This window comes from Providencia sp. PROV024 (genome assembly GCF_032709665.1).
In the GTDB taxonomy this organism is placed as follows: domain Bacteria; phylum Pseudomonadota; class Gammaproteobacteria; order Enterobacterales; family Enterobacteriaceae; genus Providencia; species Providencia huashanensis.
Genome location: NZ_CP120545.1, coordinates 132,921 through 147,348 on the forward strand (window position 1 = coordinate 132,921; position 14,428 = coordinate 147,348).

Here is a 14,428-nt window from a genome sequence, read left to right on the forward strand (position 1 = left end):
TATGTGTACTAAAGTAATGTCATCACGCCGCAATGTTATTATATTAAATAATGGTATGGACGATACGGCATCTCACCAAGATGCTCAACATCAGTTTGAAGAATTATTGACTATTCCAATAAAAGGAGGGGTCAATAATAATGATATAACACAAGAACGAAAGTGTTTAAGTTATATAGATGTGTCAAATAGCGCTGAATTATGTGAGCAGTTACTGAAAAAATTATCGTTGAATTGTTCTAACAATCAAAATAATCAATTAAAGTGGTGTTTAACAAATGGCCCATTAGCAGGGATGATTATTGAGGCTGATTATAATGAGGTAGGTATATCTATTTGTCTTTATTTGAATACTTCTTTATATAATCAAGAGTTGAATAAAATTATTGAGCAAATAAAAAGGGGGCTTTCGATAAAATTTAATTGCTCGATTTTTTTAAAGGTTAATCATGCCGATACCTGAAATTAATAATAGAACAGCAAAACTTATTCGTGCAGTAGGTACAGGTTGTCAATTAATCGGCGATGAAGGAACTCTATCTTTAACATTTGAGCATCGGAATTTGGCAATCGGTTTGTTACTGACAACTTGTATAAATGGTAATTCTATTGATTTTTGGGTAGATGAAAATGAATGGTGTCAATGGGTTAGTCCAGTACTTGCTATTCCATCATTTTCTATGGTTTCTGATGAGTTTAAGGACGTACTCGCGATATGGACAATAGATACTCTCAAGGCATGCATTGATATTGATGATTTTCAGTGGCCAACAGTTAAACAGATAAGCACGGGCTCTTTACCGCAAGGCGTGGGGTGGCAGTTGTGTGCGAAACATCATAATAGAATACTTAATTTTCACGTTATTGAAGCCCCTGATAGCTGGTTAGAGGTACTCATAGAGAACGGTTCGATAACTGATGAACAAGAAATAAGCTCGCCAATTATGATTGGGGCAAAGTTAGTGGCGGGTTGGTGTTTATTAAATAGTCAGCAAATATATTCTATACAAGAAGGTAATGCGCTGGTGCTTCAACAGCAAGCAGAGATTACTCGTGGGGAGTTTTTTCTTTTTACTCATCGGCCACTTGCCATTGTTTGTCAAGATGGCGAGTCAGGCATATTTAGCGTGGAGACATTAATGGATACTTTTGATGACTGGATTGATATACCTACAGATAGCTTAGCCAATACAGATAATCAAATTTCAAATACATTGATTCCTGTTTCAGTGGAAGTTGCTAATTTGAATATTTCAATTAATGAGCTAAGCCAGATCCGGCCGGGGTACTTATTTGAAAGTGAAAAACATTATAATACACCTGTTTCATTAAAAGTTGGTCATCGTATTTTTGCTTTTGGTACACTATTACGCATAGGGGAACGATTAGCGGTTAGAATAGATACATTATGCTAATTGATTTTATAGTGGCTGGTTAAGCTTGACTGCTTGTTGAGGCAATAGGCTAACAAGCAGTCAATAAATTAAATTTCATCATCAGGTGATAAATGATGATTGTCTGTGGGCGGTGATGATAAAAATAATGAAATTAATTTATTTGCTATATTAGTGTTATTTTCTGATATTGGTTCAATATCAAGTAATTCATCTGCTTCGTCATCTTCATTAAATTTATATATATCATTTCTCTCCTCTGAAACCTTATTTAGATTTATATTGTCGATATTTTTTTCTTTATTAATCAATGTGTTGTTTATTTTACTTTCAAGGCTATTATTATATTCATCTAAATTTGACTCCATAATTTTCAATTCGGAGTTGGAAGAGATTTCGTCAAAAAACTCACTCCAGGTTAAAGTGTTTTCCGTATTTTTATTGTTTAAATTCAATGTGTTATCATTAATTAATGGACGCTCATTATTAGGCTCTTTTTTTACGGTAGTACAAGCGATTAGCGCCATACACGGTATTATTAAAAGAATGAGTTTAATCTTCATTTTTGGGGTTTTCTTTTTCATAGCTTAAATTCATAACCATACGCAAAATATTAGCGACAGGTTCAAATAAGCTTGGGTGAATATAATGACCTACTGAGGTTTTCTTCGCTAATGCACGGGCTAAATCAATACTCTCTACAATAGGTACTCCTGATTTCTCTGCAAACCTAATAATATTTAAGGCTCGGCTATTAAAGCCGACTTCAATGACTTTCGGTAATGGTGTTTCATTAATTTTATAATACAGACATACTGCAACATGTGTTGGGTTCTTAATCACGACTGTTGATTTAGCGACATTTTTAGATAAGCTCCCACTTTGAATTTCTCGGTGTATTGCTTTCCGTTTGCTTTTTAATTCAGGGTTACCTTCACTATTTTTATATTCTTTTTTAATTTCATCAATAGACATCATCAATTTCTTGGTGTTGTTATATCTCTGAAATGCGAAGTCAGCAATACCAAATATAATATAGAATCCAATTAGAGTTAAAATCATCCAGTAAAGTAAATGAATACATAAAATAACGCCATTAATAACAGGGTTCAAAGGTAAAAACTGTATTGAATTAGTGTTTTGAGCTAGTAACAAGTAAAAAATAAGTGCTAGTGTTACTGTTTTAAATATAGATTTAACAAATTCAAATAGATTCTGCATTGAGAACATCTGTTTTGAATTAGATAATATATTGAGTTTTTTAAATGATGGTGTTAACGCTTCTGTTGCCAATAATGGCCCAACTTGAGCCATTATGGTAAAAACAGACGTCAATATGATAACGCCGGCTAAACCACCAGTAAAACGGATCACGATAGAAGAGAAAGTATTTAGCCACTGGCCAATCGCTAAATGACTATCATTGTTAATAAAATTAATATTAGTATTAATCATCAATTTTAAGGCATTCCAAAGTTCAGGGCCTTCAAAACTAAAATAAGTCAGTAAAATGACTAGCTGCATACCGCTGGTTATTTCATTACTTTTCGCTACTTGGCCTTTTTTTCGCGCATCTTTGATTTTCTTCGATGTGGGCTTTTCTGTTTTCTCACTCATTGAAAAAGTCCCATAAATTTAGGCTGATATTCAAATAGTCTAGGCTATAGGCCAATAAATGTTGGAACGCAAAACTGAAGCAGATAATCAGCATTAATAAGGAGAATGCACTTTTGATTGGCATCGCTAAGAAGAAAACATTAAGTTGTTGCGCTGAGCGGTTAATTAACCCTAAAGCCATATCAACTAAGACGATGACGACTATGGCTGGCATTGCAAAGCGAATACCTAGTTCATACATGAGTTGCCATAAACTGGAGATAAAAGAAAAAGCATCAATATGATAATTTAATGTACTGGCTGGTGGGATAGAAATATAGGAATTATAGATAGCTGCTATTAGTTGGTTAAAACCTCCACTAATAAGAAAAATAACATTAAATACTTGGCTAAATAACACTCCAAATAGCGAGGATTGTTGCCCTAATAATGGGTTAATGATACTTGCCATTGAAGAACCGCGCATGGTATCTATTATTGTTCCTGCTGCATCCATTGCCCAAAAGGGAATTGCAGCACAAAAACCGAGTATTAACCCAATGCTCACCTCACTAATAATTAACCATAAGTATCCACTAATATTAAGGTTAGATTGGGTCCAATTGGGGTACATATAAGCAATAGGTAATATAATCACTAAAAGTAGTGAGTTCCTAACTAAAGTACCGCCTAGGTTAGAGCTATTCAGCAAAGGAACAAGAAGAAAAACACCTAAGCAGCGTAACATGCTTAGTCCAAGGATGGGTAGGTATTCAATCCAGATGGTCAAGAGCTTACTCCCTCATATGAAGTATCATGTCAAAAACTTGATCTGCATAAGTAAGAATTACGTCACCCATCCAGCGATAGCTGATTGCAAGTGTAATAGAAACAGCAATTAACTTGACAAGAAATTGAATTGTCTGTTCTTGTATTTGGGTTAATGCTTGTAACAAACTAATTAAAATTCCCACACATGATGCGACGACGACGACAGGTAAAGATAAAAGTAAAACAAGCCACATCATTTGTTTTGCTAATTGGATTACCATAGTTTCACTCATTATTTATGGCCTTAGTGTTACGAAAATGAAAGAATCAGTTGCCTAAGTAATTTTTCCCAGCCCCCCATCAATACAAAAATTAATAGTTTTAAGGGCATAGATATTGTCATCGGCGAAACCATCATCATTCCCATTGCGAGTAATACATTGGAAACAATTAAGTCGATTGCAATGAACGGTAGGAATAACAATAAACCTATTTTAAAGGCTTCAATAAGTTGGCTAACGGTAAAAGCGGGGAGTAGGATAAGTAAAGATTCATCTGGAATTTTATCATGATACTTTTCAGGCCAAATTTGATGACCGATATTGGCAAAAAAAAATTGTTGTTCAGGGTCTGTATTTTTTTTAAGAAACTCTCTATAAGGTAATAATATATTTCTTTCAACTTTCTGAATAAATAGCGGTGATTCTATTTCTATAGGCTCATTAATTAAATTACTTTGGATAGCAAGAATAATAGGGGCCATTGTAAATAAGGTTAAGACGAGTGCTAAGCCATAGATTGCGATATTTGGTGGTGTTTGCTGGATACCTAATGCATTACGCAGTAAAGAAAATACAATCGCTATTTTTAGGAATGACGAACCTAATACGAGAGCTAAAGGAAAAATAGATAGCATAAATAATATAAGAATCAATTGTAATGGCTGGTCTAATAAAGGCATCTAAAAATTCCAGAAATATCATGTGAATGATATTATGAAGTTGGATGCTGTTTTTGAGTATAAGGTAAAAGCCTGAGTTTATAAGGCTTTTAGTTCCCTCACCATTGTTCAATGTTTATTTTTTATGGATAAGTTGTTAATTTATATGGTTGGTTACGCTAAAGTGTAACTGTATATTAATATAAATATCGTATTTTTATTTATGCTAGAAATAATTCCATGTTTTATTTGTGATATTATCCTGATTAAAATGTTTATGAGGTGAATGTAATTATAGTTAACAGTTAAATATAGTAATTGTTTTGTGTGTTTCAATAAAGTAATTACAAAATTAATTTTATCATTTCTATATTGATAAGTTATATTAGTGATATTTCAAGTATATTCAAATATTACTTTTTTTGTTGCTTTTTTAAATTTAATCATAATTAAAATTCATGTTGTATACTTATTGATAATTTCATTTTTTTACAAGGAATGATATTTATCAAGAAAATTATCTGGCGGGTGACATATTATTTAATTTTGTTTTGTTACTATTTGTATTTGTGAATGATTTATTGTTTTGTATTATACCAAAAATGTATGGGAGAAAAATTAATTCTGACTGAATATCTCAGGGCTATAGATTATTAGATGATATTTTTATAATCTCTGTCTGTAAAATTATAGGTAAACCAATGAAAAAAGATCATATGGCTGAAATAAGCGAAAGTATTATTCATGAAATAAGAACCCCGATGAATGGTATTATTGGTGCTTTAGAGTTATTGCAACAGACATCACCAACACATCAGCAACAAAATTTATTAGCAATCATGCGTACATCTGCTGATTATATGCTAGATGTTATTAATAATTCATTCAATTTTAAAGAGATAAACTATAACTTAGGTTATGAATTGGTTGATTTATTTGAGCTTATTGATAAGGTCATGGTCATTGTTAGTTTTGAGGCAAAAAGAAAAGGATTAGCGTTATCAACGTATATTTATCCAGATACTCCTAAAAAGGTAAGGGTAAGCCAAATAAGTTTAATGCAAATACTTATTAATCTAATTGGAAATGCGATTAAATTTACAACTGAAGGTTCTATAAAGATTAAAGTAGGTATAGATAAATCTAATTTAGTTTTCGATATTATTGATACTGGAATAGGTATTGATATCAGCCAACAAAATAAAATATTTAAACCATTCTTTAAGGTGAATTTAAATGAAAATGGCAGTGGGTTAGGGTTAAGCATATCAGCAAATCTTATTAAGCTAATGAATGGTAAAATAAAAATACAAAGTCAGTTAGGGAAAGGAACTCATTTTAAATTATATATTCCAATGAAAAGCGATGAGTGTTTAAGGAAAGTGTTTAATTCATCAGCTATAAAATATATTGGCTTTGGTCAACAATTACGTTTATGGGAAATTAATCTGAACTTAGGAAAGAGCAAGTTATTAGACTATTCAGATTTTAATGTCCCATCTGGCTTTTTTTGTAATAATTCATCTGGATTTAATAGGAAACATAAAGGGAAGCAACATAACTTAGCGTCTTCTACTTTATGGTCATTAAAAATTTTAGTTGTTGATGATGTTTCCCTGAATCAAAATATAATAAAAATAATATTGGAAAATATGGGGCATCAAGTAGATTTAGCAAGTTCTGGTTCTATAGCTATTGATTTAGGCAAAAAAAACATTTATGACATGGTTCTAATGGATTTGAATATGCCAATGCAAAATGGGTTTGAAACGCTTTTACGTTGGAGAACATTAGAAAATGAAATATTAGACAATGACACTCCTATTATTGCCACAACAGCGGGGGATAGAGGTATACAGTATAATGATAATACAAATGTGAAGTTTAATGATTGTTTATTGAAGCCATTTAATATTGATAGATTGTCTGATCTTATTGAAAAAGTTATTATGATTCAGTTGGGAAGGGGGATTGAATTAGCTCAAAATAAAAGAAAAAATGATGCCATAATTAATATCAATGAATGTGATGATTTGAGGTCTAGGTTTAAATCAACATTTGAACAGTTTTCAACGCAAATTGAAATTGCATGGCATGAAAAACAGGGAAATAAATTTTTAGCAGTATTGCATTCAATAAAAGGGTGCGCAGCGTTGACAGGTATAAATGGTATTTATGATGCTTGCCAGTACTTAGAGAGCAAAGTTAAAATTGGTGAATGGTCTGAGAAAGATAAGCATATTTTATTAGAGCAAATATCTCTTTATTGCTAATTTTTATTTATTTAAATTAATATGTAAATGATAAATGATAAATGATAAATGATTTATCGACTAATCATTTATCATTTTAAATGTATTTTTATATTTTAAATATAAAAAAGATCGGGCTAAGTTATAATGAAATTTCTATTTGGTTTTACTGTTTACATAAATTAATAATTTTACTCATGAAAGAGACGAAAGTATTTATTGCATCTGCTGCGGATTCTCCATTTTTTAAAGCAAAAGGTGAAAAAACAGCTCTCAATTCTATATAGTCATTAATATTTAATAAGGCAGGCTGCCCAAAGTAAAAATATTGGTTAGTATTATCCATTAATTTTGACAATATTATTTCACTATGTAAAGCAGTATTCAGCTCATCTTTGGGGCTTAATACTGACCATATCATGGGCATCTCATCTACCGTGAATATATTAATGTCAGGCATCTCATGTAAACTAATAGTGATTGCAGAGTGGTTATCAATTTTATTATTTTGAAGTATATCTTCACGCCCTATATGGCTAATTGCACTAGTAACTAATTCAGCTAAATCAATATACATTCAGTACCTCCGGATGATAACGTTTCCATATTATGACAATGATTTCTTCTACTTGGTAATGAGAGTTTAAGATATGGTATATTTTCTCTCTCAATATTGAATTGTTTGTTTCATTCAGTCTATTAGTCAGGTCTTCTTTAGAAGCATTGATTCTGAATAATAAGCCATCACGATAACCACCTGATTTATCTTGTTTTAATTTACGTTCTAAACTTGTTAACTGTGACATTTTTTTATATTTAAAGGTTAATTGGAATTGATAAAAAATTTTGTTTATATATTAACATTAGAGTATTCATACTGAGAGAATACACCTTATAGCCATTTGGTAAAATACTTCCTTTATATAGTCTCATATTGTTAGATAGTTGTAGGTAAATATATTCATCATTACCTCCAATACTTATAATTTTCCCAGGTAAAAATTCATCAATAATATTTTTGTTAGGAATATTTTGATAGTTTATTTTCATTCTTGTTTTTTGTGACTTATTGAAATCACTAATGATAATATTTAATTTTTCTAAATCTTTATCTGGAACTTTTCCGCTAACTAATAATTTATTATTTTCAATTGAAATATTCAGTCCCTCTAAAAGTGATTCTGAATCAAGAAAATGAAGTGTTTTTTTAAATTCTTCTGAGCGGTCATTAATGACAACCCAACTTTTTAATAAACTAATTTGATTTATTTGAGCTTGTGTTTGCTGCCAATGATTATCAAATTGAATATCACCATAAATTTTCACGCTATCTAAGCTATTACCTTGAGTAATATCAATATCATGATAACCATTCATTTCTAGTGTTTGACGAACTAGGTTATGTAGTGTGCTAACATCGATGCTTTTATTATAAAAGGAGAAACCAAATTGGGCGAATTGCTCTTGTAGTTGATAAATCGTATTTTTTGAAACTGATACGCCGCTGAGATGAATTATGCCATTATTATCAAAGCTTGCTTGCAAACCTAGGTGATCTGGTTGTTTCATTTGTTGCTCTAACCAAATAACTTTATCAAATGGCTCCTCATTTTCTGGAGATATGTCAGTTGAGATCCCTATAGCAAGGAGTACTAAGAATAAAAAAATGATGGCTATTGTTAGTGTAACAACGTGAGTTTTATTTTTATTTCTTCTTAGCGGAATTGCTAATGTTGGTAATGGTTGTTCTATATCTCCAAATATAAAGACTAATCCAGCGAGGTCTATCACTCTTTTTTGAGGCAATAGCTCATTAGTTTCCCAAGGCAACCCATCTACCCAAAGGGGAACAGGCTGAGACAAGCGAATGCCTTGTTCATTCACGATCAATAGTGTTTCCGCATTTAACTCTAGTGGTAAGGCGATATCAGGTGTTTCTCCCCCTAAGCGAATTTCACCGAGTGGGAGTGCTAATTCTCGACCCGCTAATATTCCACTTAGCCATTTTAATTTATAAAGAGGTTTCATCATTGGTATAGGTTGGCTGGCTGTGCTTTAATAAGAAACAAGCGTATTGTGCTACGATTATTTTTTTGAGAAGAGTTAAATAAACCTCCAATAATAGGAATATCACTAAGCAATGGGATTCTGCGTTCACCCTCACTATGCTCATCTTGTACAAAACCACCTAATAATAAGCTTTGCCCAGCTTGCAAAAGAGTTTGGGTAGAAACTTCAGAACTTAGTGTTTGAGGTAGTGGTTCTAATTCACTAGTTGAATGGATTTGCCTACCATCTTGAATTGATAGGGTTAGCATGATTTCTTTTTTTCCCTGCTCTTCAATTAGCCGAGGTGTTACCCGTAATAATGAGCCTGTTGATATCGAGTCCAATTTTGCTGTATTGTCAGCTATGAGTTTTGTATGGAATGTGATACTCCTATCTAGAACAGCTTGGTTATTATCTAATGTTACAATTGAAGGGCGAGATAATATTTGTGCTTTAGCATTTTGCTGAAGTGCATTGAGTTTAATCATAAAATTACTAGTATTAGAAACGATAGAAGAGAAGCTGCTGGTATCAGGTATTCCGTTATTATTTAAGCTTATATTTCCACCGCCAATTTGGGCGGATGCTGACCAATCAATGCCCAATGTACTTAAGTCTTCGGCATTAACATCAACAATGAGCACTGATATTTCGATAATAACTGGTTTTTTATCTAATTGAGTTATGAGTGAGGCATAGCGTGGCATTGTTAGTTTTCTATCACGAATAATAATTGCATTTTGTCTTTGATCTACAGAAAACATAGGAAGATTGCTATCTGTTGGAGATGGTTGCCCTTGGTTTTGTAATAATGGTAATGTTCGGCCCTGAGCCATATCTTTTAGGACACTAATAATGCCGGGGACAATAATTTTTTGGCCTCGATATTCATAATTTCCATCCGCTGCATTAGCGTACTTGAGAGGAAATACACGGATCTCTTCTTGGTTTTGGTCTTGATTTAATTTTTGTGCATCAATACGGGTTGCCATTGCCTCAATGCGTTGAATACATATGGGAACACCTTGTATTTGTAGGGTATTAGATGCAGAAATAATACTAGCTTGGCAGTAAGGTTGACCTAATATATTACTGTTTTTTAATTGCTGAATAAAAGTATTTATATTTAAATAAGTTGGAGCTATAAGTTCGGAGCTTACTTCTTGAGCTTTGTAGAAATAAAGTGCTTGTCCATCATAGTACCAAGCGAGCTTATGCATACGAGAAATCTTATTTAATGCTAATTCAGGGAGCATTTTAGGGATGGTCCCGACAAAAATATCATCTATTTGATTACTCACAATTACAGGAATATTATAATTTGCTCCGAAATCACGTAGGACTTCTGAAAGCTTATTTCCTCTACTCGAAATAAAAAAAAGTGAGTCATTTTTCCATGGTATTGTCGATGCTAAAGCCCCATAGCAATGTAAGGCAGCTATTGTTATAAAAACAAATAATATTCTTATCATTATATTAGTTCTAATTATCGGTTAATATCGTGTTTGTATAGTGTTTAAATAGCCATTTAACTAGTTTAGTCTGTTGATATATTAGCTTTTTATACTGCTGATGATTTAGTTCTTTGCTGTAATGACGTAGTAAATATAAACGGTTAGATTCTAAAATAAGGCTATCATCAGTAAAACTGCACTTAGATGCCAGCCATAAACAAACATGCATTAGCCATTTTGTATTTATATTTTGTAAGCCAGTATCTATCGCTAAGCACATACCATAAGCATAGTTCCCCACCCACGCTGGGGTACCATTAATATCAAGGAGCACTCTATCGGTTAGTGAAGTTATCTGTTTTATGTTTTCTTGGGCTATGAATGGAGCTGGGAGTTTCATATAACCTCTACAATGATAAAAATAGAAGCGTATTTTGAAGCGTTTTAGAATTTAAGATATAAGGTAATACCCTGAGTTATATTTATTTATATTTCAGCCAGTTTTATTTTTTAGTATAAAAATATAATATTAATTAACTTTCTGATTAGCAAAAAATATTTCACTATAAATTATTATCTTAAATATATAGGGTCTATAGATATTCCACTGGCTTTCATGATAAGTTTTAGATTAAATATGTGATTGGAACGATATCATCAAAACATATCAATTTATTTGTGCTGTCTTTTTATGGCAACTTAATAAAACCTATATGAAAGTTAACGGATAAATGCTTTTATCTTTACCGTGTGATTGATAAAAATAGGGAGACAGTAGATGTCTATTATTCACCAATCTGTAATCGTCATGCTACCTATAAATTTCTCAAAGGATATTAAAAACGTATGTCTTGGGGCTGCAATCAAAAATCGTAAATACCGATAAGCACGCCGTTTTAATTAAAAGGACTAATTATGCCAATATCAGCGTTGCAGTACAGAGTTACAGCAGGAGCTTATCAGAATAAGCTGCACAATAGTTTTAGGATGAACTCTATAGAACAGACTCGAGGCATAAACTCTGACCATTCAGCCATTCCGGATGAAATACACCTTTTAGGACGAAGTATTAGCAGAGTTGTCAATTCTCATGAACAGTTGAGCAGATCATCGTACCAGACTACAAATCCGCGACAGGGTATAGCAGCCCCACTGCTAATGTTGCTAACCGAAGTTCAGTTAACCTATACCCCTGTTGTTGCAACTAGCCCAACAACGGTATCCGAGAGCGAAATGAAACCTTCAATGTCTGAAAATGTTGAGCGATCGGCTAACAGTAATCACTTCTGGGAGACCATCCAAGAGGCCAGTGTATTACCTGCAGCAGGATATCAAGATAAAGAAAAAAAGCTGCCTATAAAAAATCGGTCATCTAGATATGCGGTTTTTAAACAGAAAACGACGACCTCTCCACCTGAACCTGATGATGTTAAAACCGTAAAGTTGGATTCTTCGTGTTTTGAAAAAAGACAAAACTTATCCCGCCCAGATGTATTCAGACAGATTGGTGAAACTTTAAAGAACCCAGTAAGTGAACTTGCAAAGGAATCTCAGGTTATTCATTATTATAATAATAATTACGGATGCCCAACCCCAGAAGAAAGGGTAAATCTTTTATCGATAACCTCAAAGGTAGACAAAACGATATCGGCAATTACAGCATTGCTACCTGGTAGTCAGCCACTTGTGGTTACACAAAGATTGGGTGGGGCTCTATTCAGAATGATAGCGGATAGCATCGATAATCAACAACTGAATACGGATGATTTATTTGAAGTAAATGACCAACTTATTACTTTGGGTAAAAGCATCGTAGCTACCTCCCCAAAAGATTCAAAAGGACAAACAATTGAAGGTCAGTTAAGGGTGCCTGAGGGCTTATCTTTTAAAAATAACAAATTGTCAGTTAATATTAAAGGGACTGACAGAGAGTTTATTATTAAAAATGGTAGATATTTTACTAATATTGATGGTAAGCACCGAAGAATATCTTACTCTTTGAAAAATAAGCAATGGGTAAGAACTCCCAAGTACATTAAAACATCAGGTGAAAAAGTTTACTTCCCATTTAGGATAGGTAAACTATTAAATGGGAGCATAGACAAAAAAACACTGGTTTCAATAAGCCCAAATCAGCATGGTATCTATACCGTAACAAGTCAAACATCTGCAAGATCCTTTCATGCAATAAAAATTGGTTATAAGTTCTATCGTTACATCCCAGAAAATGGAAGGAGTGCGAGTTTAAGTGGTGTTATAAAAACTGACAGTGCTGACATAAAGGTGTCTCGGTTCGGTAAAAGATATTTCATTGTCAATGAAAAGAAGAAATTATCCGTAAACTACTCACCATGTCGACTGGGGCGATCACCGGGTTCTTCGTGCTTACATTTTTCTGACGGGCTGATAAGCAAGCTTAATGAGAACAGGAATAATGGGGTCCCCGAAAGACGAATCCGAGGGATTAAACCATCTGAAACTAATCCTGGATTATATGAGTCAGAAAAAGGGACACTTTATCTAAAATACGATAATGTTTATTTCAAGTTAATTAGCTCACAGGGTTGGATAGATGAGCCACAGTTTATGGTTACGGGTAAAAAAATATTTGGTAGTAAGAAAATAACCCCTGTTTGTTTTAGCAGGGAACGAGGATTTAATTATATAAATACGCCTCTAGAAAATATGATGGAAAGTGTTGGCATGCCAGAAAAAGTGGCAATGTCTCATATAAAAAACCAATCTAAGATACAACCAGTTGTCATTGGTACAGGAAGTTTAAGTGAGGTTTATGATATAGGGGATGGGTTTGTTAGCAAAATCTATAAGAGCAGAATTAATAAGACTCACAAAAGTAGGCTCTCTTCAGCAAAAAAAAATGCAGAAGGATTTAATCGGTATTATGGAAAAGGTTCAGGTACAGTAAGAGTTACTCCATACAAAGATGGTTCTGCAACGGTGTCAGTGAAATTGAAGAAAATAGATGGGTATGTATTAAGTAGTATTAAAGACTTATCTAACCCTGTGTTATTAGAAGAAATAGAGACGGCAATTAAAACGAGTAAACCATCTGAGAAACTATCTTCTTTATTGCAAAGTCATGGGATCTCACATAACGACATAAATAAGGGGAATATCATATATAATAATGGCGAGTTCTTTGTGATAGATTTTGACTCAGCCGATTTTTTACCAAAAGGTGAGATAGTTAGTGAGTCAAAAACTAATACTATGAGAAATAGTTTCGACCGTATCTTTAATGAAATCTTAAGAGAGATAGGAAACCGCAGAAAGGAGCACTAAAGGCTAGAACCTTGTGAGGGCCTGTGCCTGATAAATGGGCTATCCGTGCGGGTAATGAACCGGTATTGATATCCGATAAGGGGTTCGGATATAAATCAATATTTCTATAGTGGTTATAAATATATTTATAATATTAAATCAAGCACACTAACTATTCGTTTATGATATGAAAGATAATTTAATGATTGCTGCTAATGGCTGAGGTCTATTTTTAAAAGTGAGTTAGATGTAAAGCCAGTTATGGTAATGTGTGTATCTAATCTAGCTATTCGGTTGATTTTAGGGAAGATGGATGGCTTCTCCTAAATGCATGAATAATATTGATATTTAATATTTGTTACTTTTTATTTTTTGTTTAGAACTGTTAATCGTTTTATATTGTTTCACCTTAAATTTAGATGATGTTAGTCACATTCCTACACAGATACATACAAGGTTATAAATCAACGCAATGGTGATTTTATGTTAAAAAAAGCAAAGTTAATCAATATTCCAATTGAATATATAGAAAAATATCAATACTTTAAAAAAAACGGATATACTTCCTTATCTCTTAGTTCCTTCATTATTGAGGCGACTAGAAAAGCACTTGATGAAAACAAAGTAGAGGATCAAAATGAAATGTTAAAATCGCGTACTCGAATTACTCTAACTCGATAATACTATCTC

14 protein-coding genes are annotated in these 14,428 nt (G+C 32.8%); 5 read left to right on the forward strand and 9 right to left on the reverse strand.

Annotated elements, in window-relative coordinates:
- The first annotated feature begins 1 nt into the window (after window position 1).
- On the forward strand, window positions 2-463 hold the full coding sequence (locus P3L56_RS00605; RefSeq protein ID WP_048605574.1) for a hypothetical protein: 462 nt from the start codon (window positions 2-4) through the stop codon (window positions 461-463).
- Window positions 450-1,415 (forward strand): FliM/FliN family flagellar motor switch protein, encoded by a 966-nt coding sequence (locus P3L56_RS00610; RefSeq protein ID WP_131680860.1) that lies wholly within the window; start codon window positions 450-452, stop codon window positions 1,413-1,415. The genes P3L56_RS00605 and P3L56_RS00610 overlap by 14 nt, the downstream gene beginning before the upstream one ends.
- A gap of 68 nt (window positions 1,416-1,483) precedes the next feature.
- Here the strand turns inward: P3L56_RS00610 and P3L56_RS00615 are convergent, their stop codons facing one another.
- From P3L56_RS00615 to sctR, 5 genes are read right to left on the reverse strand one after another with little or no spacing between them, the layout of a single operon-like run.
- The gene (locus tag P3L56_RS00615) at window positions 1,484-1,978 is read right to left on the reverse strand and encodes a hypothetical protein (protein WP_210855390.1); all 495 of its coding nucleotides are present in this window, start codon (window positions 1,976-1,978) and stop codon (window positions 1,484-1,486) included.
- Window positions 1,947-3,011: an EscU/YscU/HrcU family type III secretion system export apparatus switch protein gene (locus P3L56_RS00620; protein WP_042848602.1), complete on the reverse strand. Its 1,065-nt coding sequence runs from the start codon at window positions 3,009-3,011 to the stop codon at window positions 1,947-1,949. Before P3L56_RS00620 ends, P3L56_RS00615 begins: the two co-directional genes overlap by 32 nt.
- The gene (gene sctT, locus P3L56_RS00625) at window positions 3,004-3,780 is read right to left on the reverse strand and encodes a type III secretion system export apparatus subunit SctT (RefSeq protein WP_042848601.1); all 777 of its coding nucleotides are present in this window, start codon (window positions 3,778-3,780) and stop codon (window positions 3,004-3,006) included. The genes P3L56_RS00620 and sctT overlap by 8 nt, the downstream gene beginning before the upstream one ends.
- Window positions 3,781-3,784: 4 nt before the next feature.
- A complete protein-coding gene (gene sctS, locus P3L56_RS00630; RefSeq protein WP_042848600.1) occupies window positions 3,785-4,054 on the reverse strand; it encodes a type III secretion system export apparatus subunit SctS in 270 nt (89 codons plus the stop codon).
- A gap of 17 nt (window positions 4,055-4,071) precedes the next feature.
- Window positions 4,072-4,722 carry a type III secretion system export apparatus subunit SctR gene (gene sctR, locus P3L56_RS00635; protein WP_042848599.1) on the reverse strand — a complete coding sequence of 217 codons (651 nt, stop codon included), beginning with the start codon at window positions 4,720-4,722 and terminating at the stop codon, window positions 4,072-4,074.
- A gap of 680 nt (window positions 4,723-5,402) precedes the next feature.
- On the opposite strand from sctR, the gene P3L56_RS00640 reads away from it, so the two are divergent.
- Entirely contained in the window at window positions 5,403-6,974 is a 1,572-nt protein-coding gene (locus P3L56_RS00640; RefSeq protein WP_042848598.1) for an ATP-binding protein, read from the forward strand.
- A 145-nt stretch (window positions 6,975-7,119) separates the two neighbouring features.
- Here P3L56_RS00640 and P3L56_RS00645 read toward each other — a convergent pair whose 3' ends face one another.
- The 4 genes from P3L56_RS00645 to P3L56_RS00660 form a co-directional block, all read right to left on the reverse strand.
- Window positions 7,120-7,530 (reverse strand): hypothetical protein, encoded by a 411-nt coding sequence (locus P3L56_RS00645; RefSeq protein WP_048605565.1) that lies wholly within the window; start codon window positions 7,528-7,530, stop codon window positions 7,120-7,122.
- A 239-nt stretch (window positions 7,531-7,769) separates the two neighbouring features.
- Window positions 7,770-8,984: a type III secretion system inner membrane ring subunit SctD gene (gene sctD, locus P3L56_RS00650; RefSeq protein WP_071547572.1), complete on the reverse strand. Its 1,215-nt coding sequence runs from the start codon at window positions 8,982-8,984 to the stop codon at window positions 7,770-7,772.
- Window positions 8,981-10,474 (reverse strand): EscC/YscC/HrcC family type III secretion system outer membrane ring protein, encoded by a 1,494-nt coding sequence (locus tag P3L56_RS00655; protein WP_129467240.1) that lies wholly within the window; start codon window positions 10,472-10,474, stop codon window positions 8,981-8,983. Before P3L56_RS00655 ends, sctD begins: the two co-directional genes overlap by 4 nt.
- 10 nt (window positions 10,475-10,484) lie before the next feature.
- A complete protein-coding gene (locus P3L56_RS00660) occupies window positions 10,485-10,856 on the reverse strand; it encodes a hypothetical protein (protein ID WP_042848594.1) in 372 nt (123 codons plus the stop codon).
- 515 nt (window positions 10,857-11,371) lie between these two features.
- Between P3L56_RS00660 and P3L56_RS00665 the strand changes: the two genes are divergently transcribed.
- Window positions 11,372-13,759 carry a hypothetical protein gene (locus tag P3L56_RS00665; RefSeq protein WP_272686203.1) on the forward strand — a complete coding sequence of 796 codons (2,388 nt, stop codon included), beginning with the start codon at window positions 11,372-11,374 and terminating at the stop codon, window positions 13,757-13,759.
- A 462-nt stretch (window positions 13,760-14,221) separates the two neighbouring features.
- On the forward strand, window positions 14,222-14,419 hold the full coding sequence (locus P3L56_RS00670) for a hypothetical protein (RefSeq protein WP_042848593.1): 198 nt from the start codon (window positions 14,222-14,224) through the stop codon (window positions 14,417-14,419).
- Window positions 14,420-14,428: the final 9 nt, after the last annotated feature.